The organism is Parabacteroides gordonii MS-1 = DSM 23371 (assembly GCF_000969825.1).
Lineage (GTDB): Bacteria > Bacteroidota > Bacteroidia > Bacteroidales > Tannerellaceae > Parabacteroides > Parabacteroides gordonii.
Genome location: NZ_KQ033920.1, coordinates 451,047 through 473,171, shown reverse-complemented (window position 1 = coordinate 473,171; position 22,125 = coordinate 451,047). Strand labels below are relative to the sequence as shown.

At 40.1% G+C, this 22,125-nt stretch carries 26 protein-coding genes, 4 tRNA genes and 2 pseudogenes; 9 read left to right on the top strand and 23 right to left on the bottom strand.

Annotated elements, in window-relative coordinates:
• The 4 genes from traN to HMPREF1536_RS18935 all read left to right on the top strand — a co-directional run.
• Nucleotides 1-420 (top strand): conjugative transposon protein TraN (traN, locus tag HMPREF1536_RS28220; RefSeq protein WP_233426417.1); only part of this gene is annotated, 420 nt, incomplete at its 5' end.
• Nucleotides 421-423: 3 nt separating this feature from the next.
• Complete coding sequence (locus HMPREF1536_RS18945; protein WP_028728287.1) at nt 424-1,005, top strand: conjugal transfer protein TraO; 582 nt, start codon at nt 424-426, stop codon at nt 1,003-1,005.
• A 13-nt stretch (nt 1,006-1,018) separates the two neighbouring features.
• Nucleotides 1,019-1,462 carry a DUF3872 domain-containing protein gene (locus HMPREF1536_RS18940; protein ID WP_028728288.1) on the top strand — a complete coding sequence of 148 codons (444 nt, stop codon included), beginning with the start codon at nt 1,019-1,021 and terminating at the stop codon, nt 1,460-1,462.
• A 160-nt stretch (nt 1,463-1,622) separates the two neighbouring features.
• Nucleotides 1,623-2,099 (top strand): hypothetical protein, encoded by a 477-nt coding sequence (locus HMPREF1536_RS18935; RefSeq protein ID WP_046151797.1) that lies wholly within the window; start codon nt 1,623-1,625, stop codon nt 2,097-2,099.
• 90 nt (nt 2,100-2,189) lie between these two features.
• Here the strand turns inward: HMPREF1536_RS18935 and HMPREF1536_RS18930 are convergent, their stop codons facing one another.
• The 5 genes and pseudogenes from HMPREF1536_RS18930 to HMPREF1536_RS18910 form a co-directional block, all read right to left on the bottom strand.
• Complete coding sequence (locus HMPREF1536_RS18930) at nt 2,190-2,672, bottom strand: DUF7258 domain-containing protein (RefSeq protein ID WP_028728290.1); 483 nt, start codon at nt 2,670-2,672, stop codon at nt 2,190-2,192.
• A 26-nt stretch (nt 2,673-2,698) separates the two neighbouring features.
• Nucleotides 2,699-2,902, bottom strand: coding sequence for a DUF3873 domain-containing protein (locus HMPREF1536_RS18925; protein WP_028728291.1), 204 nt, complete (start codon nt 2,900-2,902; stop codon nt 2,699-2,701).
• A gap of 20 nt (nt 2,903-2,922) precedes the next feature.
• On the bottom strand, nt 2,923-3,135 hold the full coding sequence (locus HMPREF1536_RS18920) for a hypothetical protein (protein WP_028728292.1): 213 nt from the start codon (nt 3,133-3,135) through the stop codon (nt 2,923-2,925).
• A 56-nt stretch (nt 3,136-3,191) separates the two neighbouring features.
• Nucleotides 3,192-3,725 (bottom strand): antirestriction protein ArdA, encoded by a 534-nt coding sequence (locus HMPREF1536_RS18915; protein WP_028728293.1) that lies wholly within the window; start codon nt 3,723-3,725, stop codon nt 3,192-3,194.
• A gap of 671 nt (nt 3,726-4,396) precedes the next feature.
• A pseudogene (locus HMPREF1536_RS18910) lies at nt 4,397-4,591 on the bottom strand (tyrosine-type recombinase/integrase); the annotation flags it as partial.
• 320 nt (nt 4,592-4,911) lie between these two features.
• Here HMPREF1536_RS18910 and HMPREF1536_RS18905 point away from each other — a divergent pair.
• On the top strand, nt 4,912-6,144 hold the full coding sequence (locus tag HMPREF1536_RS18905; protein ID WP_028728294.1) for a site-specific integrase: 1,233 nt from the start codon (nt 4,912-4,914) through the stop codon (nt 6,142-6,144).
• A 26-nt stretch (nt 6,145-6,170) separates the two neighbouring features.
• On the top strand, nt 6,171-7,493 hold the full coding sequence (locus tag HMPREF1536_RS18900) for a site-specific integrase (protein ID WP_028728295.1): 1,323 nt from the start codon (nt 6,171-6,173) through the stop codon (nt 7,491-7,493).
• A 257-nt stretch (nt 7,494-7,750) separates the two neighbouring features.
• On the opposite strand, the gene HMPREF1536_RS18895 is transcribed toward HMPREF1536_RS18900, so the two are convergent.
• Genes HMPREF1536_RS18895 through HMPREF1536_RS18880 form a run of 4 tightly spaced genes read right to left on the bottom strand, consistent with a single transcriptional unit; the run spans nt 7,751 to nt 9,006 of the window.
• Nucleotides 7,751-8,044 (bottom strand): helix-turn-helix domain-containing protein, encoded by a 294-nt coding sequence (locus HMPREF1536_RS18895; RefSeq protein ID WP_028728296.1) that lies wholly within the window; start codon nt 8,042-8,044, stop codon nt 7,751-7,753.
• Between the two features lie 59 nt (nt 8,045-8,103).
• Nucleotides 8,104-8,406, bottom strand: a complete 303-nt coding sequence (locus tag HMPREF1536_RS18890; RefSeq protein ID WP_028728297.1) for a DUF3876 domain-containing protein — start codon at nt 8,404-8,406, stop codon at nt 8,104-8,106.
• Between the two features lie 10 nt (nt 8,407-8,416).
• Complete coding sequence (locus HMPREF1536_RS18885) at nt 8,417-8,722, bottom strand: helix-turn-helix domain-containing protein (protein WP_028728298.1); 306 nt, start codon at nt 8,720-8,722, stop codon at nt 8,417-8,419.
• Entirely contained in the window at nt 8,719-9,006 is a 288-nt protein-coding gene (locus HMPREF1536_RS18880; protein ID WP_028728299.1) for a DUF3408 domain-containing protein, read from the bottom strand. Before HMPREF1536_RS18880 ends, HMPREF1536_RS18885 begins: the two co-directional genes overlap by 4 nt.
• Before the next feature lie 490 nt (nt 9,007-9,496).
• On the opposite strand from HMPREF1536_RS18880, the gene mobA reads away from it, so the two are divergent.
• Nucleotides 9,497-9,946, top strand: a complete 450-nt coding sequence (gene mobA, locus HMPREF1536_RS18875) for a conjugal transfer protein MobA (protein WP_028728300.1) — start codon at nt 9,497-9,499, stop codon at nt 9,944-9,946.
• Nucleotides 9,947-10,014: 68 nt separating this feature from the next.
• Here the strand turns inward: mobA and HMPREF1536_RS18870 are convergent, their stop codons facing one another.
• From HMPREF1536_RS18870 to HMPREF1536_RS18825, 10 genes and pseudogenes are all read right to left on the bottom strand, one after another.
• Nucleotides 10,015-10,338: a helix-turn-helix domain-containing protein gene (locus tag HMPREF1536_RS18870; protein WP_028728301.1), complete on the bottom strand. Its 324-nt coding sequence runs from the start codon at nt 10,336-10,338 to the stop codon at nt 10,015-10,017.
• A gap of 129 nt (nt 10,339-10,467) precedes the next feature.
• Nucleotides 10,468-10,887: an RteC domain-containing protein gene (locus HMPREF1536_RS18865; RefSeq protein ID WP_081693349.1), complete on the bottom strand. Its 420-nt coding sequence runs from the start codon at nt 10,885-10,887 to the stop codon at nt 10,468-10,470.
• Nucleotides 10,841-11,080, bottom strand: a complete 240-nt coding sequence (locus HMPREF1536_RS18860) for a hypothetical protein (RefSeq protein WP_028728303.1) — start codon at nt 11,078-11,080, stop codon at nt 10,841-10,843. Before HMPREF1536_RS18860 ends, HMPREF1536_RS18865 begins: the two co-directional genes overlap by 47 nt.
• 13 nt (nt 11,081-11,093) lie before the next feature.
• Nucleotides 11,094-11,453, bottom strand: coding sequence for an MmcQ/YjbR family DNA-binding protein (locus HMPREF1536_RS18855; protein WP_028728304.1), 360 nt, complete (start codon nt 11,451-11,453; stop codon nt 11,094-11,096).
• 5 nt (nt 11,454-11,458) lie between these two features.
• Nucleotides 11,459-11,923, bottom strand: a complete 465-nt coding sequence (locus HMPREF1536_RS18850; RefSeq protein ID WP_044192541.1) for a DUF4440 domain-containing protein — start codon at nt 11,921-11,923, stop codon at nt 11,459-11,461.
• Nucleotides 11,924-12,067: 144 nt separating this feature from the next.
• The gene (locus tag HMPREF1536_RS18845; protein WP_028728305.1) at nt 12,068-12,943 is read right to left on the bottom strand and encodes a helix-turn-helix domain-containing protein; all 876 of its coding nucleotides are present in this window, start codon (nt 12,941-12,943) and stop codon (nt 12,068-12,070) included.
• A gap of 327 nt (nt 12,944-13,270) precedes the next feature.
• Nucleotides 13,271-14,332: pseudogene (locus HMPREF1536_RS18840) on the bottom strand (site-specific integrase); the annotation flags it as partial.
• 272 nt (nt 14,333-14,604) lie between these two features.
• Nucleotides 14,605-14,689: transfer RNA gene (locus HMPREF1536_RS18835), tRNA-Ser, on the bottom strand.
• Nucleotides 14,690-14,880: 191 nt separating this feature from the next.
• The gene (locus HMPREF1536_RS18830; RefSeq protein ID WP_028728306.1) at nt 14,881-15,846 is read right to left on the bottom strand and encodes a helix-turn-helix domain-containing protein; all 966 of its coding nucleotides are present in this window, start codon (nt 15,844-15,846) and stop codon (nt 14,881-14,883) included.
• Nucleotides 15,847-16,056: 210 nt separating this feature from the next.
• A complete protein-coding gene (locus HMPREF1536_RS18825) occupies nt 16,057-17,022 on the bottom strand; it encodes a hypothetical protein (RefSeq protein WP_028728307.1) in 966 nt (321 codons plus the stop codon).
• Between the two features lie 744 nt (nt 17,023-17,766).
• On the opposite strand from HMPREF1536_RS18825, the gene HMPREF1536_RS18820 reads away from it, so the two are divergent.
• Entirely contained in the window at nt 17,767-18,288 is a 522-nt protein-coding gene (locus tag HMPREF1536_RS18820; protein ID WP_028728308.1) for a TlpA family protein disulfide reductase, read from the top strand.
• A gap of 12 nt (nt 18,289-18,300) precedes the next feature.
• Nucleotides 18,301-20,748, top strand: a complete 2,448-nt coding sequence (locus HMPREF1536_RS18815) for a TonB-dependent receptor plug domain-containing protein (protein WP_028728309.1) — start codon at nt 18,301-18,303, stop codon at nt 20,746-20,748.
• A 116-nt stretch (nt 20,749-20,864) separates the two neighbouring features.
• Here the strand turns inward: HMPREF1536_RS18815 and HMPREF1536_RS18810 are convergent.
• The 4 genes from HMPREF1536_RS18810 to HMPREF1536_RS18795 form a co-directional block, all read right to left on the bottom strand.
• Nucleotides 20,865-20,948, bottom strand: a tRNA-Leu gene (locus HMPREF1536_RS18810).
• A 3-nt stretch (nt 20,949-20,951) separates the two neighbouring features.
• Nucleotides 20,952-21,036 (bottom strand) — tRNA-Leu (locus HMPREF1536_RS18805).
• A gap of 49 nt (nt 21,037-21,085) precedes the next feature.
• Nucleotides 21,086-21,158: transfer RNA gene (locus tag HMPREF1536_RS18800), tRNA-Gly, on the bottom strand.
• 135 nt (nt 21,159-21,293) lie between these two features.
• Nucleotides 21,294-22,115 carry a purine nucleoside phosphorylase I, inosine and guanosine-specific gene (locus HMPREF1536_RS18795; protein ID WP_304247065.1) on the bottom strand — a complete coding sequence of 274 codons (822 nt, stop codon included), beginning with the start codon at nt 22,113-22,115 and terminating at the stop codon, nt 21,294-21,296.
• Nucleotides 22,116-22,125: the final 10 nt, after the last annotated feature.

Below are 22,125 nucleotides of genomic sequence, written 5' to 3'. Positions count from 1 at the left end.
AAGAACAATGACCGGAAAGTGCGCCACTTGGGTAGCAAGCGTTTCGGCATACAGTTCTTAATCAAGGGGATTTACACCTATAACGGGATGCTCTACGTGCATACGCAGACGAAGAACAGTTCCAACGTGCCTTTCGATACCGACTTCATCAGGTTTAAGATAGCCGATAAGAAAGTACCCAAGCGCACGGCTATTCAGGAAACGGTATTGGATGCGGTACGCAGCTACAACGAGGTGATAGAGATTGCAGGAAAAAGTACCGTGCGTACGGTGTACGCCCTGCCGAAGTTCACCATTCCTGACGATAAGCTGCTGGTCGTGGAACTTTACGAAAAGAACGGCGGGCGGCATCAGGTTATCCGGGTGGAGAACGCCGACATCGTGAACGCAGAAGTGATTAACGAACTCAAAATCAAGTAGGGAATGAAGAAACATATCTTTATAATGATGCTCTTTGCGCTGTGCCTGACCTCGTTTCAGGCACACGCACAAAGATACCTGCCGGGCATGAAAGGCTTGCAGGTCACGGTAGGCATGGTGGACGGGGTGCATTGGAACTCCGACACGGATTTCGCCTACCATATCGGGGCGGCGTACAGCGTTTATACCAAGAACGCCAACCGTTGGGTGATTGGCGGGGAATACCTGCACAAGAAGTATAACTACAAGGATATGAGAATACCAGTCGAACAGTTCACCGCAGAGGGCGGCTATTACCTGAAATTCCTATCGGACAGGCGTAAGACCTTTTTCCTGTCGCTGGGACTGTCGGCACTCGCCGGGTATGAAGTGAGCAACCGAAGCGAAAAGCTGTTGCCGGACGGCTCTACCTTGCTGGATAAGGACTGCTTCATTTACGGCGGTGCGCTGACGCTGGAACTGGAAGCCTACCTGACCGACCGGGTGGCTCTGATACTGAACGCAAGGGAACGGGCGTTGTTCGGCTCGGACATAGGCAAGTTCCACACGCAGGTAGGCATGGGACTGAAATTCATTATCAACTGACCGCAATATAATAATGTATATGAAGAATGTAATGTATAAAATCATCGTGGGCTGCTACATCGTGGCCGCCCTCGTGCTTGTTACCGCCTGTAATGACGGCTTGGACATTCAGCAGGCTTACCCGTTCACGGTGGAAACGCTGCCCGTACCCAAGAAACTGAAAGTGGGTGAAACAGCCGAAATACGCTGCCAACTGGTGCGTGGTGGCTATTACCAGCCTACTACCTATCAGATACGGTATTTCCAGCCGGACGGCAAAGGGAAGCTGGAAATGGATAACGGCACAGTGTTCCTGCCCAATGACCTGTACCCCCTGGAGAAAGAAACGTTCAGGCTCTACTACACCTCGGCATCGACAGACCAGCAGACGATAGACATTTATATCATCGACAGCTTCGGACAGGTGCAGCAACTTTCGCTATCGTTCAATAACGACAATAGCGAGGATGAAAAATAAATGTAAATGGTGATTAACTTCTACAACATCCACACATGTGTATTTATCTGAAATAAATGTAATTAGACACTCAAAAAGGTGTAGGGCATAGAAAAAATCGCTGTTAAATACAGCGGTTTTTCTATTATTCACTACTTTTGCATATTTTAATTTATAATGTATGGATAGTTTATACACAGTTATTGGTTTTGTTGGTTCTGTTGCGTCTATAATAGGATGGATTATGTCTTGGAAATATAAAGACAAGACACGCAATAAAATCATGTATTTTATAATATTCATTTTAAGTGGATTAACAGCATTAACTTTTCATCTTTACAAAGAAGAAACAGATAAGCGGTTGAAATTAGAAAATAGGAAGCAAGAAGTTAGATTAGAAGCACAAAATATGCTTAAAAGTTATCCTAATTACATCAGCTATTACGAACCGGGAGAGAATGAAGGTGTATTATATGGGACTTTGGTTCTATTAGAAAAGAACAAAGATATTTTCCCTGAAACTTATGAACTATATAAAAAAGATGTAATACAAAAAATAGAAAAATCTAATAGGGAAACTGATATATTTAGAAGAAGGGAACAAATGGAAATAGCCGGAAAAGCTGCAATGCAATTTTTAAAATTATTAGCACAATAACCCTATTAAGAATGGCTTCTTTGTTACTTTCTTCACCCGCTGGCAGGCTCACGGAAGAAAGTAACGGCGGCAAACAGCCGCCGTTCTCTATCAACTGCTTTTAAGGCTCTTTATGGACGTGTATTTCTCTAACCACACTTTTACCTGTTCCATGTTATATTCGCCCGTGATGATTGCCGTATGGTCGTCTATGGCTACAAACCGGACACTTTCATAGCTGTTTACCCAGCCTTGCAGGGAACAGACACCCCACGTGTCCACATCTTCAAAAACACTGCGGTCTATCCGGCTGATTGGCTCGCCGAAAACTACCGTCATTATCTGAAAGTCCGGTTTGTCCTCTAACAGTTGCAAATGGTGCAGCGTGCCGAACTCGTCAATTTTGCGCCCCCACGCCCACACATCATTATACAAATCATCGCCCCACTGGTGCGGATGGTCGAAGCGGACTTTGACCGCTGTGGAATGCGGGTCGTCTTGGATGTCCTCGATAACGCCCGTTACCATTAAGCCCGTAAAAATACACTCGCAACGCTTGCCGATAAGCTCCTTGTTTACTTCTGTCGTTTTCATATCCCTAAAATTTACTTATTACTCTGTTACTTTTTCGCTATCCACTCGTCACGCCTGCGGCGGCACTCGTCCAGCGTTTTGGCTACCGTGCTGAAAAGTTCGCCGTCCGTGTGGCGGTAGTCATATTGAAAATAAATCTGTCCCCTGAAAGCCCCTAAACAGCATTTGACGTATTTTTCTTCTCCCGGTGTTTGGGTAATGCTTACCCCGTTTTTGTTAAGTGACTGCATGATGTTCTATTTTTTTATGGTTATAATATCAGTAAGAAAAGCAACGACAGGAAAAGCAGAGCTACGCCCTGCGCATAAACGACTGAAAGGTAGACACGGAGCAGGAAACAGGCGGCACGAAATACGATATACGCCGTTATCGCCGTGCCTGCTCCGGCTACACTGGTGAACCGCCATGCAAGGTAGAGCAGGAACACCCGCCAAAAGATTTTATAAATGCTTTTCCGTTTCATCGCTTGGTTGTTTTTAGCGGGCAGGGCTTTGACACCCCGCCCGGATTGGTATTTGGTTATGCCGCACGGAACACAAAACCGTCATCAAACCAGTAATCGCACATAAACAGGTCACGGGCGAACTTTTCATAATCGAAATAGGTCTTTGCGAACTCCGGCAGGTCGTAACATTCCTCGATAATTTCATAGGCGAAATCTTCTTCATCGTCATATTGTCCCCGATACTCGTCCCGGAAATCACGTATAAGGTCGTCCGCATCTTCCTCGCTCAAATCATGGCTTTTGTAGTTGCACCACACGAAAAAGGCTTCCTGCTCGGTGTCGTCCAAATCCTCTACCGCATCACGCAGGGAAAAGAAGTTTTCAGAAATCCAGCTTTCGCCGATTAAGCCCTCCGGCACGTTCTCCCAGTCTTGGAACATATATTCCGCATCTTCCTCGTCCTTGTGAAGTTCCCGGCAGGCTTCGTAAAATTCTTCCTTGTCTGAATAGTCCGAAAGGTCGAGCCATGCCCCAAACAATGAACCGTTGTTATACTTGGCGTAAGTGCCTACATAAACTTTTGCTTCCGATAATACCTTTGCTTCCATATTGCTGTAATTTTTAAGTTTTTGATTTTATGCGGATTTGAGAGGTGAGGGAGTTGAAGTTTCACTGAACTTTTTTCCTGTTTCCCGTAAATCCGACTTTTTTTTTATGCGTCTTCCGGTCGGGTCGGTCGTTTTCGTTTCACATAGGCTGGTTGGTGAAGGGGTCTTGCTATGCAAATTTTTCCGACAAAAATTTTTTCCGACCAACGGGAAGCTGGAACAATTTTTTTCGATGAAACCCAATTTGCAGAGCCAAAAGCCCCCGTAGCTACCTTTGCCTATTGAAATGATAAAAACGACTGTCCCGGCTGGGGGACTGCATAATGAGGAAGATTTACAGATAGGGAAACAGGGGAAAAGTGCTTGTTCCCTTTCATCCTTTAGGGAACACTCCATGCGGGCGGGAAAGGCAAGGGTATGGCAAGTTCATCTTGCGGTACGCTTGTGCGGGTTTCCAACGGCTCTTTTCACGAAATACAGTCAGCCATGCCACGCACGGCTGGCGTTTCGGGGAATGTGCCAGTGGAAAAGGGAATAAAAAATGCGGGTAGTCGGTGGACTGCCCGCAAGGTGAAAGGATGTAAAATACTTGGATATAGCTTATTAGGTAGTATTTCGTTACCGAAATCGTTACCTGTTTTGTTACCAACGGTATATAGGTAACTGAAAATTTACATGGCGACTTCCTTGTAAATCTTCTCGATGCCGACAAACTTCTTGTCAAGCCCTTGCATATCGCTGCCTATCTTGCTGTTGGTGATGCGGGCATAGATTTGGGTCGTTTCAATGTTCGTGTGTCCCAGCATCTTGGACACCGTTTCAATGGGTACGCCCTTTGACAGCGTGGTGGTCGTAGCGAAAGTATATACTGAAAAGGTAATTATTAGCAATAAAGCGTAAAGCGCAGATAATCATGTATGTTTGTCGTTTGTAGTCGTTAGCTGTCCACCCTTGAAAAAGAAAAAGAGAGCGTATTCAGGTAGTAGTTCCGTTGCTTATCCGTTACCCTTTTTAGAGGTCGGCAACAGGCAGAAAAACAAGGAAATAGGACGGACTTCTACAAATCTGCTCGTTTCTCTCTTTTCGCTGTCCTTATTAGACCTTTGAACGGTCTGTTTGTCAGTGGCTTGCATCATTTCAAATAACTCTGTTGAATGTAATTTTATCAACTTTAAAAAACAGAGATATGAAAACAGATTTGAAAGTGCATTTCTACCTAAGAAAAACCGATGAAAAGAAAAACGGCGAGTGTCCCGTTATAGGAAAAATCACCATTGGAAAAGACGTTGTACAGTTCAGCGCAAAACTTACCGCCAAAGCATCCCTTTGGGATATTGTTTCAGGCAGGGTAACAGGCAAGAGTAAACACGCTACCGAAATAAACGCCACATTGGATAAAATCAATGTAGCGATAAACACCAGTTACCGCAAATTACAAGAAATAAAAAATACTATCACTGCAAGCGAGGTAAAGAACACATTTCAAGGCATCGCATCCGGGCAGGAAACACTAATCAGCTACTTTGCACGCCATAATGAAGATTTTAAGAAACGTGTAGGCGTGAACCGTGAGTTATCCACACAGGTACAGTATGAAAACTCCCTGAACCATCTTAAACGGTTTATGTCATTAAAATGCAAGTTATCGGATATTCCATTTACACAGCTTGATTTCTCTTTCATCGAGAAATACGATTTTTATCTGCGTGTGGAATTGAAATTAAAACCCAACACGATATTAGGCATCATACGCCATTTGCGTAAAATGATAAAACTTGCCACTGGTGAGGGGATTATAACCCGTGACCCGTTTGACGGTTATTCACCTGAAAGACCGAAAGCCGAACAGAAATACCTGACACGTGAAGAACTGAATAAAATAATGGTTACCCCGTTAGACCATCCATGCAGATACTTAACCCGTGATATGTTTTTATTCTCTGTTTTCACCGGATTGGCGTACAGGGACATTTGCAACCTTACAGAAAAGAATATCGTCAGGGCTTCCGATGGTGTGCTATGGATAGAAACCACCCGGCAGAAAACTGGAACGCCTTGTGAAATACCACTGATGGAAATCCCCCTGCAAATTCTTAACAAGTATAAAGGTTTAGCCCCTGATGGAAAACTGTTGCCGATGCAAAGCTGCGGCAGGTTGAACAAGAACCTGAAAGTTGTCGCTCGACTGTGCGGACTGAAACGAAAACTTATTTTCCATGCCGGGCGGCATACCTACGCATCCGAAATTTGCTTATCTCAAGGTGTTCCGATAGAAACAGTAAGCCGTATGTTAGGACATAGGGATTTGCGTTCCACGCAGATATACGCAAAAATCAGCAATAACAAAATATCAGAGGACACCGACAAACTGGAAGAACGGATAAAAGATAAATTCCGGTTGGTTGGCACAGAACAATAAACATATCATTCTAAATTACTATCAATATGGAAAAGAATACAAAAGCCAAAAGAAGCACCTTTGCCGTCCTGTTTTATCTCAACACGTCCAAGCGTAGAAAAGACGGTACTTGTCCGATAGTCGGACGTATAACAGTAGATGCGAACTCCGTTCAGTTCAGCACGAAAATCAATCTTTCTTCCCCTGATTGGGACGCAAAGAAAGGACGGGCGAAAAAAGAAAGAAAGGAACTTTCCGATATAAACCGGACTCTTGACCGTTTGGAAAAGCAAGTAAAAGCCCACTATTCCCGGATAGTGGAAACAGAGGGGTATGTAACAGCCGAAAGGATAAAGAACGCCCTGAACGGTATAGGTGAAAAAGCATCCCAACTGTTACAGCTATTTCAGGAACATAACACCGAATTTGAAAAACGTGTAGGCGTGAACCGTGTTTATGATACTTATTATTCTTATCTATTGACATACAAACATCTTTCAAACTTTATTCGCATGAAATACAATTCGGAAGATGTGCCGTTAGTCAGCCTTACGCATAAGTTTATAAATGATTTTGATTTCTATTTGAGAGTAGAAAAGCGGATGCAGGCAAGCACCGTTTTAGGACGTATGATTGCATTGAAAAAGATAGTCACACGTGCCATCAATCAGGGAACGCTAAGACGTAACCCGTTTATGAACTATGTAGCGGAACAGCCATTGAAAAAGTACAGGCATTTGACGGAAGAGGAATTTCAACAATTACTCACCACTCCGATAGAGACTAAAAGATATTACCGTACAAGGGACTGGTTTGTCTTTTCAGCTTTTACGGGCTTGTCGTATGCGGACATGTGCGCCTTGTCAGTGGATAACCTGATAACGGAGCAGGACGGCAGCACATGGATAAAGATACCACGCCAAAAAACAGGGACGGTATGCAGCATCAAACTATTAAGTATTCCTTTGATGATTATTGAGAAGTACAAGGACGAACGGAAAACGGATAAGGTTTTTAACATGATAAGCCTTTCCAATATCTGTATTAACCTAAAAGAAATAGCCAAATTATGCGGTATAGAACGAAATTTAACCTATCACATGGCACGCCATACATATGCTACTCAAACGTGTATCTCACAGGGAGTTCCGATAGAAACGCTTAGTAAACTCATGGGACACTGTTCTATTCAAACCACACAGTTATACGCTAAAATCACCAATAAGAAAGTAAACGAGGATATGAAAAAACTCTTTACCAAAGTAAGTGGTAAATACCAAGTGCTTGAAAGTGATATTACTTCGGACATAGCACACAAGAAATTTTCTCAATGGCTAAAAGTGAAACAAATATTTCCCGGAAAGAAATAAAATACAGTTTTATCGTATTCAATTTACTATCCGGCTTTCGTACTTTTTCCAAAGCTGAATAAAACATTAACAAAGGTAAGCTCCATATTCTGTCCGTTCAAGTCCAAGCCCTACGGGTTTGAAAGAAAATCTCCACACCTCACGATGTTCGGGTAGTATTTTCTTCCAAAGACTTGCACAGACGGAATACTACACTAATAAAGTTAATGTTCTTAGTCAGTTTCGGAAAAAAATGTGTTTTTTCTAAGGATGATAGGTTATTCCTGCCGTTCCTTGTTGTAGTAGGTCTGTAAAAGCCTTTCCACATCGCTTTGACGGTAGATGATTTTACCTTTTATCTGAATATAAGGGATAACGCCTGTATCTCTCCACTCTTGCAGCGTGCGGATACTTACTTTCAGACATTTGGCTGCTTCCCTATTACTTAGAAACTTTTCACCGTTCAAGTGCAGTTTGCTTTCTTTTGCCAGTCGGCTGATACCGTCTAACAGTCTATCCATAGACAGAAAGAAGTCCTTAATTATTTCACTGTTGCCATTTATCAGTTCCATATTATTATATCGTTATATTGATTTATAATTCGTTTGAATGATTGACAGACATACGCCTGTCAGTTACGCAGGTACTCGCCATAGTAAAAAATGGAAATACTATCTTTTACTGCATCATAGCCGATATAAAGCCGTTTAAAGGCTTCAACGATGAAGTAACGGTTATCTTCTTTCTGTATCTCGTAAATGGCTGGTTTCGCCTGTCCGTTATCCGATACATGGAGCATCGAAAGGAAATGCTTTTTCTTACTCTGGTATATCATCACCGTAGGATGAAGATTTAAACTTTCCCATATTCCGACAATAGCCGATAACTTGAATGATTGGTTTACTTCCATATTATTTTCTTCTTTCTTTTCCATAGGACAATATTTATTTATTGTTTGATATAAAATTCGCTTTCTTGTTTTCTGTACAATCTGCAATCAGTCTTTCAATATCGGCAGATTTATAGTACAGTTTGTTACCAATTTGGGAGTAGCCCAGTTTACCGCTATCCCGATAGTTCTGTAAACTTCGGATGCTGATACCCAGCAGGGCACACACTTCACGACCTGACAGCCATTCATCCGGCTGACGGGTATTCTCTTTACAAATCCTTTCCACCTGACTGGCGAAGCCGGAAAACCGACCGCACGCCTGTTTAAAGGTCTGTTCCTCAATAGTTACGATATTCATACGTTTTTCTCTTTTGACTGGTTGAATATTCCTTTCCGCATTTCTTCCCGATAGAGAGCCGAAAGAACATCATTATGTGTATTCAAATGTTCTTCCAGTACGTTATCTATGAAATTTCCGATACTTACCTGTTTGCCAGTAATCACGCCTACAATCTGCATGATACATTTCTGTATCTCCCCACTTATGTACACGCTTTGACGGTTGCAGATTATTCGCTTTTGGAGATACACCGCTTTATAGTTCTCCTGTTTTTGCTGTAATGATTGTTTTACTTCTTCCATACTTTCAATTTTTAATGGTTTATAAATAAGTTGATTGATTTCTGATACTGATTGAAAGAAAGCCAGCCAGTTTTATAGCTATATCGCTTTTTCTTTAAATAGCTTTCAGACATCGTTTAAAGCCATTTCTAAAGATTGTTTGGCAGTCTTATATATTGCATTCATTCAATCAATTTTTGGCAAAGAAAAGAGTAAAAACAGATGCTTTTTAAAATAGGGGTACTTTGTCCGTTTGTGTCGCAATTTGGCGTAATAGCTTATATTTCAAAGATAAATTGCTGTCTGTAATTTTGTAATCAATAAACAGACATAGGAAGAAGCCGAATCGCTTGCTTTGGCAATCCGACGAAAGGAGGATTTTTATGTTCATTAGAACATAGCAAGTTGTGTTTTGAGGTCCGCACTTCGTTTTTAGCACCTCAAAACCTTGCCACCTTAGCAGGTGGTTAGTTTTACTCCGAAGTCGTAAAACCAGTAAATATTTATAATTATGGAACAGAAAAAGAAGTCATTTAACAAAGGTGGGCGCAAGCCTAAACTTGACCTACGAACACACCGTTATTCTCTTAATTTGGACGATGTGGAGAACGCCAAGTTCTTAGCCTTTTACGACCAGTCAGGCTACAGGATGAAAGCACATTTTATTAAGAACTGTATCTTTGGGAAGTCATTTAAGGTGCTTAAGATTGATAAAAGCAAGGTTGATTATTATATCCAACTCTCCCAATTGTTTTCACAATTCAGGAGCATAGGCATACTGTATAACCAAACGGTGAAAGAGCTCCATTCTAATTTTGCGGAAAAGAAAGCACTTGCTTTGCTTTATAAACTGGAACAATACACTGTCGAACTGGTAAAGACGAACCAGCAGATTATTGCACTTACCAAACAGTTTGAAGTATCTTATAAGGAAGAGGGGATTATATCAGTAAAGAAATAAATAGATACTTGCCAAAAGAAAAACATCCCGGAACTGCCACGTGTACAGTTTCGGGATGAATTTCAGCTTTACTTATTCGCTCCGTGTTCTTTCTCGAACTTTCGAAGCGTACCCACATCGAACCGTTCCTTTATGAACTCACGCACATCGGAAGCCCGGTAGTAGGCTTTTCCGCTAATCATCATAAAGGGCAGCAGTTTTTTGCTTCTCAATCTCTGCAATGTCCGTGTACTTACTTTGAATAGCAGGCATAAATCCTGATTATCCAAAAGTTTGTCATTCGGCATCACTTCGGGGTTGGTCTGCAAACTCTTTACATCTTTGCCTACTTCATCCAGTTTATCAAGTAGCTTTTGCATCCAGTCTTTGAACTCGTAATTATCTACATACATATTGCTTCATTTTTCAGATTATACACTAATAATTACCAATCGATTGATGAAGCAAAGTTCGGAAAAGAGAAGCAAACAAATTACGGGGTAGCATACGCTACCCCGTATAAATTGATGCTAAACACCTGATTATCTATACCCTTTATTTTCGTGTTCTTTTCGAATAAGGTTTGCCAGTTGATTAAGGAACTCTGTTAGTTTAGCTGGTTTTCGCTTGATGACATCCATGTGCTTTTGATGGTAATCACCCAACTTGATATTGAAAAGCCATTCAAAGGCTTTGCCTAAATCCGTCAAATGAACGGGTTTGCTATCCTGATATATTATACGCTGGGAAAGAAATAGACCGCTGACAATTTCCATGATATTGATAAGGCTTGTTTTATCAGCTAAATGGAGAGGAGAAAGGAATAGCTTATTTGCGTGTTGCTCGAATTGTTCGGGGTATTTGATATGCAAATTCACTATGCGTATTTCTGTTTTGATTAATTCTATTGCTTCATCAATTAAATGCAAGTAGGGCATTTTTTTCTTGCTCAAACCGTACACGATACGATTTAAGACGATGCAAACCAAAAGAGAAATAACGAAGTAAAACGCTATAATCCTGTTCGTTGATACTAAAATCGGCTAAATGGGTAGCCAATTCCTCAATAGCTTCTGTAAACTCTGTTACATAAACTTTACGCTGCGAGTATTCCGATAATAAGCGGAAAAATCTCTGTTCTAATAATCGTTTCATTTTGCAATAAATACTATTTTTGACTACCATTTTTAGATTTATTTTTCAGATAAATTAAATGGTGTGATTCTTTACAAAGTCTTTTTATCTCATAGTCTGATATATCATTATTAAATTGGATACTAATCCAGTATTTAAGACTTGAATTAAAAGGCATACCTACTGCGTTATATCTCGCTTTTAATTCATCAATTTCTATTGGGTTACATTTAATTGTACACTTATCGAATTTATTTATGTCTAAAAAACAAAACATCTTACCTTTTACATAAAAGGCAAGAATATCCTTTGCCCAACGAAATGCCCCAAAGGGCATTTTTTCAGTAACGTTGGGTAAGGATAAACAAAACTCTCTAAATTCTTCTATGTTCATTATAATTATACAATTTCTTTTTCTACTCCGAATTTTTTATCCATTGGTCTGATAAATGACCATGTAGAATGAATAACATGCCATTCTCCATTTGTTTCTTTTTGAAAGACCTCGATACAATTATATTCCATGTCGATAAGATTTGTTTTGGCAAATAGCTGATAGGTCAAAACCGCCATGTCTTGCCCTAACTGCACACGGGCATTACGGAAATCATAGCTATCAGCAAAAAGTTTTCCTTTGATTGTATTCAGGAACTCAACGATAGTAGCATGATTATCGACACGTTCAGTAACCACTGCATCAAAATAAGTAAAGCTACGTTTTGACCAAAGATTTTCATATCCTGATGTATCTCCTTTGAACCATTTGTCGAGTGCTTCTTTCTCCAATCCGATAATATACTCAGCAAGCTGACACTCTTCCTCATTGTTGTACTGCCATACAGCAGTTGCCTTTTGTTGTTCCATATTTTTCTTTTTTAAAAGGTTTGTAATAATACAGATAAATGATAAATAACACATAATCTGCATGTTGAATAATGGATGCAAAGGTAAAGGGAGTTACTTAAAAAACTGTTTCACAAAACAGGAAGTATATTTCACTATTCGGGACTATTGCCGATTACGTTCACGAAATTGACTGGGAGTACATCCCACATTTTTACGGAAAAAACGTACAAAATAGGATGTAGTATTAAAATGAAGCTTTTCGGAAATCTCTGTTATTGACATAGAAGTATAAACAAGAAAACGCTTAGCTTCATTGATTGCACGATTTAAAATATATTGCTTGGTAGATATACCAAGATGTTGACTAACTATCTTGTTCAGATAATTGGGTGTAATGCATAGAGTGTTTGCATAATATTTTACGTCGGTGTGTGTATCAAAATTCTCATCCACATATTTCTTAAAAGCTGAAATATAGCGGAGTGTGGCAATTTCCGTATCGGTATTAATCGTAGTGGTGATGTTTTCTGCTCTGTTCATTAATGTAAGTGTTTCATAGAGCATTGCTCTTAATAAATGTTGGTCTTTATTTGAACTATTGGTATCAATTTCTGATTTCATATTCTTGTATAGATAAACAAGTCTTTCAAATAAGTCTTTTCCAAGATATAAGAAAGAAGATGGACGGTCGGGATGTAAAAAAATAAATTTGTTCAGGAACAATGGGTCATTGAAAAATGACAGTAGAAATTCTTCTTCGAACAGTAAATGTATGCCTTTTAGTTTATAATCTGCCGACCATGTCCAAATATCACCGGGACGGGAACATGCTACCATCCCTTTTCTAATGCACTGCTTATGGTCGTTTATAGCAATATCTTCCTCACCATCCGTAAACAAGATAATACTATAAAACGATGTACAGTACGTGGAAGTCTGACTAATATCCGTTTTCATTGTATCAATGTCAATCACGTCTATAAGTAATTCACTTCCATATTTGTGTTTATAGAATTTATATAGAGGTATTAGTTTCATATTATTCTTTTAGGAAAATTCTATTCTAATATTCTAAGCATTTACAAAGTTATGCAATTATCCGACAAGTAATCTGAAATAATCTTCAAAACTTCTCTTTGTAGTTTCTAAATTTAGCTTGAAAAGACTCTTATACGTAAAATAGTAATTAAGAAATGATAGTCATTATAGCCATTTTCTAAATATTTGTGTATATTTGCACCAATTGATGAATGTTATTTGAAACGGTGTACTTTTAGGTAAAGATAGGAAAAAGGCACGTTGCTAATCCGTTACCCTTTTTTAAAAGATGCTTTATAATAATCTGTATTACAAATAGATATGTTTTAATGCAATAGTTGTGGCGAACGTGTGCCGGGCAAGGTGAAATGTCAGGTTCTTTTTAATACCGCATACATCGGCAATCTCTTTCAGGTACGCATTTAGTTTCTGATTGCTGATTATGGGAAGTATCTTGCCATTCGGTAACTTGCCCTTGTACTTCTTCAAAATCATCTTGGGAATATCCAGCAGGGGAACATTAACGTCCGTATTCGTCTTTTGCCGTTTTGTCATTATCCAAAGGTTGCCGTCAAAGGATTTGCATATATTATCTTGCGTAAGCCCGGCTACATCTATATAGGCAAGCCCGGTGAAGCAGGCAAAGACGAACAAGTCCCTGACGTGTTCCAGCCGCTCGGAAACCATTTTCTTTTTAAGGATGATTTTAATCTCGTCCTCTGTCAGATACCCCCTGTCCACTTTCTCCAGCCGGATTTTGTAACTGGCGAAAGGGTCGTTCACCAGTATGCCGTTGTTGCGGGCAATGATGATGATACGCTTGAAGAACTGCATGAACTTGGCGGTGGTGTTGTAGCCACACTTGCAGGCTGTACGCAAATACAACTCAAAATCGGTAATGAACATCGGGGTAATCTCCTTTATGGATATGTCCGATACGTTGTACTTGCTGCGGATGAACTCGGCAAGGTGACGGCGGGTCACTTCATACTTGCGGTAGGTCGCTATCGTCTTGGATATGCCCACAAGCTGCTTCACATCGTCATTATGCTTTTGGAACAACGAAAGGATTGTTTCGTGGCTCTCGCTATGACCTAAAAACTCGTTTTTCACTTTCTCGGCGGTCACGTAGTTGTCACGCCGCTGCATTTCGTGGTAAATGGTGTTCAGGGAAGAACGTATGTCGTCCAAAAGGGCGTTTATTCTTCCGGCATCCCTGCCTTTGGCTTTGCCCGCAACCGTGTTCCAATTGTCGGGCTGGATGCTTTGTTTCGTACTGAACTGGCAAAGTTTGCCGTCTATGGTGATGCGTGCCATAATCATAACCTCGCCGTTTTTCTTTTCAGAACCTTTCTTCAAATAAAAAAGAACCTTGAATGTCGATTTCATAACTCACTTTTTTAGTTGCAAAATTAATTTTTACCTCTCGTTTTCGAGTTATGCAGACTATGGACTAATCAAGTCATTATCAGGTCATTTGAGGACAAATCGTTACCGTTTTTGTCCGGCAGGGAATAGGTAACGATTTAGTAACGAAACTTTGTCTTTTACCGTACTTTTGAAGTCTTGGAAGCTGGACTTTCGGGCAATAAAAAAAGCTACAAATCATTGATTTGTAGCTTTTTGTCCGTTTACTGACCATTTCTGTCCAGTAAGTTCAGCGGAGAGATAGGGATTCGAACCCCAGGAACCTCTCGGTTCAACGGTTTTCAAGACCGCCGCAATCGACCACTCTGCCATCTCTCCAATAAATCAATAACGGTCAAACCTTTTCCCAGTCTTGCTTTTCAAAGCATTTGGCCTCTCTTGTTTACGGGTGCAAAAGTAGAGAAAAGAATAATACGCTCCAAATATTTCGGAATTATTTTCTAATATTTTTTCTCTTCTTATTGCAGCAAGTTCCCCTTATTCTATTTAAGTTTCTTATATTCTTTATATTATAAACTCTGAATCAATTCACGTTGCTTTTCAAAAAACAGGATCCTTTGCCTTTCTCCACTTACCGAAATCATGATAGACGAGCGGATCAAGGCGCGTAGCCATTTACGAAGCTTATCGTAGGTTCCCTCATCGAGCGAAGCTACCGAGCTGAGTATAAAGGTTTTTATCATACTGATATGATAATTTTTCACTTGTACGCACCAATAACTGGTATCGAAGTTCACACTCGATATATAAAGAAAGACTTTATTCCCGGTTTCTTCAAAATAACCACGGGTAGCGAGTATCTCCATTTCATTGAGAAGCCTTAACAGTTCTTCTTTCAGCAATTTCACTTCATCAAACGTTATCAGATGAATACTCTGAAAATAATTAATGTCATTTACCAGATAATGGAAGATCAACGGGTCGAGTATATAGTAGGTGTTTCGGATATATCTCGACTCTTCAACACCGGCCAGTTGTATTCCTTCAAAACGATCCGTCACACTGATATCCTGAAAACGTTTGGATTTGCCAGGGCCCCCACACTGATACATCCACTTGAATAGGTAAAAACGGGAGATATACTTATATTTCATGTAGAGTTGCTGTGGCAAAATATTCGTACAGTCTATCAACTCCGATTGTTCATCCTCACGGGCTAAACCAAGTATATCTACATATTGATCGAGCATATCATAATCGATATCGACAGGATTTACGAAATCGACCAGCTTCAACTGGAACGGCCTGCTTTTAGCCGTTACCGTACCGATCAGATTATCTAAAGAAATTCCGAATTCATTCGCTATCGTAACAATCTCAGCAAAAGTAAAAGCGACCTCTCCTCTTAAGCGCCTGTAAACTGCCTCTTTTTCGATACATAACAAATCGACAAGAGTATTCACAAGGACTGTCCTTTGGGGGATTTTCTCTCTGACCGCATTGAGAAGATTATCATATAAAAGGTCTTTTTTCATGCCACAGAATTATAAGTTTTGATAGTAGTGGACCCACTGTTTTCTCATACAAAGATAAATAAGGAACTTATTAAAAAGCCTCTTACAATCTGAGGATATAGGGTTTAGGCTCTAAAAAAAGACTAATAAAATAAGCAGCCTTTGAATTTGGGCTAGCCAATAAAATGCAGCTTCTTCGTTAATAATATATAACTTCCTTTTCATAAAAGCTTACAAAGTTTTTATAATTACACGTTGTTTTTCGAAAAACTGTATCCGTTGCTTTGCTCCACTTACGGAGATCATTGTAGAAGACCGCAATACTGCCTGGATCCAGTTATTTATACGTCCATATGTTTTCTTATCGAGAGATGCGGCAGCATTCAGCGTGAATGCCCGGATCAGACTGATACGAAATTGTTTCACCTCTATACAACGATAGCTGGTATCAAAATTAATATTCGATATATAAAAGAAAAGACTATTGCCGGTTTCATCATACTTCCCCCTGGCTGCAAGGATTTCCATGTCATCCAGAAATAAAAGCAACTCTTCTTTCAGCAACCGCAGATCTTCCTGTTCTACTAAATTGATACTAATAAAATAATTAATATCATTCACCAGATAGTGGAAGATCAGGGGATCCCAGACATAAAACGTCTGCCTGATAAGCCGGGAAGCTGCAATGTTCCTTTCCTGTATTTTCAATAACCGCTCTGTCGGACGTACATCTTTAAAACGCAGGATTACATCAAAATCTTTACATTGGTACATCCATTTGAAAAGGAAAAAACGTGCGATCGTCTTATAATTCAGGTAAAGCGATTGTGGCAGGATACTGGTACAATCCATCACTTTCGAATCCGGATCGTCCTTTCCCAGATTCAGGATATAGATATAATGCTCAAGCATCCGGTAATCGATATCGACCGGATCAATATATTCAACGAGCTTTAACTGGAAAGGACGGCTATTGATGTAACGGGCACCGACTATATTATCGAGTGAAATACCGAGCGTACTTGCTATGGCTGCAATCTCGACAAATGAAAAAGCGACCTCACCGCGCAAACGGCGGTAAACAGCCTCTTTCTCAATATTCAACAGCTCTGCAAGTGTATTTGCGAGTATGATCCTATTGGGAATCTTCTCCTTTATTGCACTCAGGATAGTATCATATAATAAATCCTTTTTCATAGATTACTCCGTTGTTCCGGATCTTCCCGGAATGGTTGTCATTCTTATTATCACAAATATAACCATCAGAGCCGCAGAAAGCCAGACTATAAAAAAATAAAGCAACAACGTACTTTTACGTTTTAAGGAATTATATGGTAAATGATCCTGCTTATTAATAAATAAGAGCTCAAAGAGGTTCTTATTTACATCCGGCATCATTTCCTCCTTACCAAAACCACCAAAATGACAAAATTCGTCAACGGCAATGACAGAAATCGTAACGTTTTCATAAAATTCCGCATTTCCATCAAAATAAACGGTAAAAGGAATTTTTGCTTTTCAAGTTTGTAATTCAGGCATATTCAAATACTTACTATTAGATGTCCTTTATCGGCCGAAAGCTCATACTTTTACTTTTGAGCAATACAATTCATGGAACCCTACATATAAACTCAGACAGGATTATCGAACACTTGCAGATATATAATCCCTGGAGACAGCTGTTATATACCAGTAGCAAGGAGGGCATCCTCACCTCAAGTACATGTGAATCCGAATCAATTTTATTTAATCAAAACCATTCTCGGTGGTAAAATTGCAAAGATTATCGCGAACTAGTAATTATAAAGCGGTAAAAAGGGGATGCTGCTTTAAAGGACTGTCCGTTTCGACTACAGGTTGTGAAATCTACAAAACGGCGGTCCTTTTTCTTTCACAGATTAAAATACATTGCTTATCTTCGTAAACTAAATAATACAATATATGCATATCAATAAAATATTTCTATACATATTCTCATTATCTCTCCTCCTCTTTTCCTGTATCAAAGACGACGAAAGTGAGGCAGTCATTAATTATGTCAATGTTAATGACCAAGTTCCCTCATTCGCCGTAGAAGATACGGCCGGAAATACATTCAATTCCAAACATTTTCTCGACAAGCAATCATTGCTGGTCTTCTTCGGCACTTATTGCTCTGACTGCCAAAAGGTGCTACCAGTGGTTGAGGAAGTGTGGAAAGAACTAAAGGACGACCCCAAATTTCTGCTGGTAACGATTTCACGCGAGGAATCAGCTGAAACAGTCACCCAATACTGGAAGGATAATCGGTTTACAATGCCATTCTATCTGGACCCTAAACGCTCCGCATTCGAACTCTTTGCAAACAATACGATTCCAAGAATATACATCATTGGCCCGGATACAAAAGTAGTCTGGATGTCTGTAGAGTCGCTGGATCTTTCTGCCAAAGAGTTGATTCAGAAAATCAAGGGATTAAAATAACACACTACGCCTATGTATGGCACAAAATTATTATACCGGATTATTATTCTGCTTTCCTGTTCTAATGCTATAGCCCAGAATACATTTAAGGACATCGAGGTCAAACTGGATACCCAACGTAATATCTTCCCACAGGAAAAATTGCATCTTCATCTCGATAAATCAATATACATACCCGGTGATACAATTTGGTTTAAGGCATATCTGGTCGATGCGGCCTATCATCTGCCAACATCAAACAGCCGATACGTCTACACCGAATTAATCAATCAGGAAGACTCCATCATTAGCCGGATAATGATACGGCCCGATTCATTAAATATCCTTCATGGTTATTTACCCGTTGCCACGAATATGATCTCCGGTGATTATAATATCCGTGCCTATACTGCCTACATGGAGAATTATAAAGATTACTTTTTTCAAAAGAAGATACATATCCTTTCTCCACAAAAAGGGGTAAAAGTCAATGAAAACCCTGATATAGTTTCCGATATCGATATACAGTTCTTTCCGGAGGGAGGACAGTCGCCTGTAGGAACAAACCATAAAATCGCATTCAAAGCGATCGGTACCGACGGACTGCATCGTAATATAAAAGGAGTTATCATAGATGAAAAACAGGATACAATCACCCCTTTTGCTTCTACTCATCTAGGCATGGGATATTTTATGTTACAATATTCACCCGGAAAACAATATTATGCCGACTGTATAAACGAACAAGGCAAAAAGAAACGCATCAAACTGCCCGAGCCAGAAAACGGAGTCTCTCTGAAGGTTCAGCATTCAAGAAACAGAATTGCTATATCCATATCCCGACCTGCTTCGCCTGTTTTTTCAGAAGATTCATTATTTGTCCTGATTCATACCAGAGGCATATTGCAGTATTGGGACAAATGGAAAGCAGATCAGGAATTTTTATATCTTAATACGGAAAGTTTTCCTTCGGGTATTTCTCAAATAGCTTTATTTGATAGTAATAAGAACTTACTGAGTGAACGATTAATTTTTGTCTTGAATGAAAACCAGGCGGATGTATCCGTAAATCCGGATAAAGAAGTTTATGGAAAAAGAAAAACTGTAAACTTAAAATTCATATTGAAAGACATTCAGGCGACTGATGGCGACTGTTCCGTATCTGTTACCGATGATAACGATCTTAACACCGATACAACATTTACAATTACATCAAACTTATTATTGACATCCGAATTGAAAGGATACATAGAAAATCCCGGTTATTATATGCAAACCAATAACCGCCAGGCCGCCAATGCCGCCGACCTGTTGATGCTCACACAGGGATGGAGACGGTATGATGTCGCCGGAATAATGAAAAACAAACATCTGGCACCGGTTATAGCTTACGAAACATCCATGCAAATACAAGGGAGTATAAAGGATGGTTATTACAAAAAAGGAGCAACCGCGAATGGCCAGGTCACTCTTTACGTACCGGATTATGATTATTCGGATGCTGCCATTTCTGATGATAATGGTGCATACTCCATAAGTAATTTTGAATTTCCCGACAGTACCCTTTATCTTCTACAAGGGAGTACCAGCAGAGGATCATCTGAAAACGTAATACTGGATGTACGAGAAAGGTCTTTTCCCCCGGTAAACACATTTTACAAATCAGGTACTGATGAATTCATTAAAAACGAAGAGTCGATCGGTTACCAGATGAAAGCAATGCAAAAATACATGGATCAGAATGATATCAGGACGATCGATTTACCTAATATCGATATACAGGCCGCCCCAATAAGCAAGCCTGCAAATACAAGATCACTCTATGAACAATTTAATACACACCAACTGAACGAAGATGAAATATTAGATAAAACGCCAGTCCTGACGGATGAATTGCTATTATATCTGCCCGGAATGTTTGGCTTTAGAAAATATTTTCAGTCGCTCAACAAAAGAGGAACACTTGTCGATTCAGGAGAAAATGCACCCTGCCTGGTTGTATTGAATGACCACGTAATGCCTTCGGATTTTGATATTAACATGATACCTGTTTCTTCCATCAAATCGATCGGAGTCATTTCCGGCCCTAAAATGGTTCTGTTTGGAAGGAATGGGGCTCCGGTCATAAACAGGGAAGAGGCCAAAATCACTCCCAAGAAAGCTTTAGTCATAACGACAAAAGAAACATATACCCCCTCCTCTACTATAAAGAAAAACAGCTGTTTTGTAAACAAGACATTTTTCGGTTTCCAGAAAGCCGCCGAGTTCTATTCCCCCCGATATGAAGCTATAGATTCAATTATCCGTAAAGATCTTCGGACTACTATATACTGGAACCCTTCTGTAAAACTCAGTACGGACAAAGAAAGTGATATATCCTTCTACACTTCCGATAACACAACCTCATATAGCATTATTGTTGAAGGCATAACGAATAATGGTGATATTATTTATTCTAAACATAAAATCCAGGTAAAGTAGGAACAATCGAGAAGTAAAGCTAAAAACAAAATTGTCCATATAATTAGTTTCTTATCAAGTACCACACTAAGTACTTTTCACTAATTATATGGACAATAACTGTCTGATAAACTATGTACGCAGGATGAGATTTGAACTCACACACCGTAACCGGCACTACCCCCTCAAAGTAGCGTGTCTACCAATTCCACCACCTGCGCGAATGGTGCCCAGAACAGGACTCGAACCTGCACGCCTTGCGACACACGCACCTGAAACGTGCGCGTCTACCAATTCCGCCACCTGGGCATTTCCATTATATAAAAAAGGCGGCCTCTTACCGCTCTTATTATCTGAGAGCGAAAGACGGGACTCGAACCCGCGACCCTAACCTTGGCAAGGTTATGCTCTACCAACTGAGCTACTTTCGCGATAACGGGTGCAAAGATATAGGTATTTTTTTATTTTCCAAAACTAGAAGATACTTTTTTTATACAAATTTCTCCCCACTCACCCGTTCAAATTCCTATCTTGTTTTAACACAGCAACTTTCGTTCCAAAAGAATTTATATGCGTGAAACAAGTTCACTAAACAAGGTTGTCATAACTACAGCTGCTTTATTGGCTGCAACAATTACATCGGCTCCGTCATTTACAAAATCGTCGGCAAAATGATAACCTTCGTTCGTGATAACAGACATACCGAAGACCCTCAATCCCGCATGGCGTGCCACAATAACTTCGGGAACCGTACTCATTCCGATCGCATCGCCTCCTACCCGGCCATAAAAAGCATATTCGGAAGGAGTTTCAAAAGAAGGGCCTGTTAATCCAACATACACACCTTTCTTTAAAGGAATAGCATGTGAAGCAGCAATCTCTTCTACCAAACGGACAAATTCCCGATCATAAGCACGCGTCATATCCGGGAAACGGGTACCGAACAGCTCATTATTCGGCCCGATCAGCGGATTCGGCATCATATTTATATGATCGCGGATAATCATCAGGTCGCCAACTTTGAAAGTGTTGTTTATTCCACCGGCAGCATTCGATACCAATAGATTCTTTATCCCCAGTAACTTCATAACGCGGACAGGGAAAGTAACCTGCTGCATGGAATAACCTTCATAATAATGAAAACGCCCCTGCATGGCCAGAACTTGCTTACCTCCCAGCTTACCGCAAATAAAGTTTCCTTTATGTCCGGCTGCCGTGGAATGCATAAAATGAGGGATCTCAGCATAAGGAATAACAATAGCATCTTCTATCTGATCCGCCAACGAACCTAATCCGCTGCCAAGAATAATGGCTGTTTCCGGATTTCCGGTGATACGTGCTGCTATAAATGCGGCCGCCTCCTGATATTGCTCATTCGTATAACTCATCATATCATTC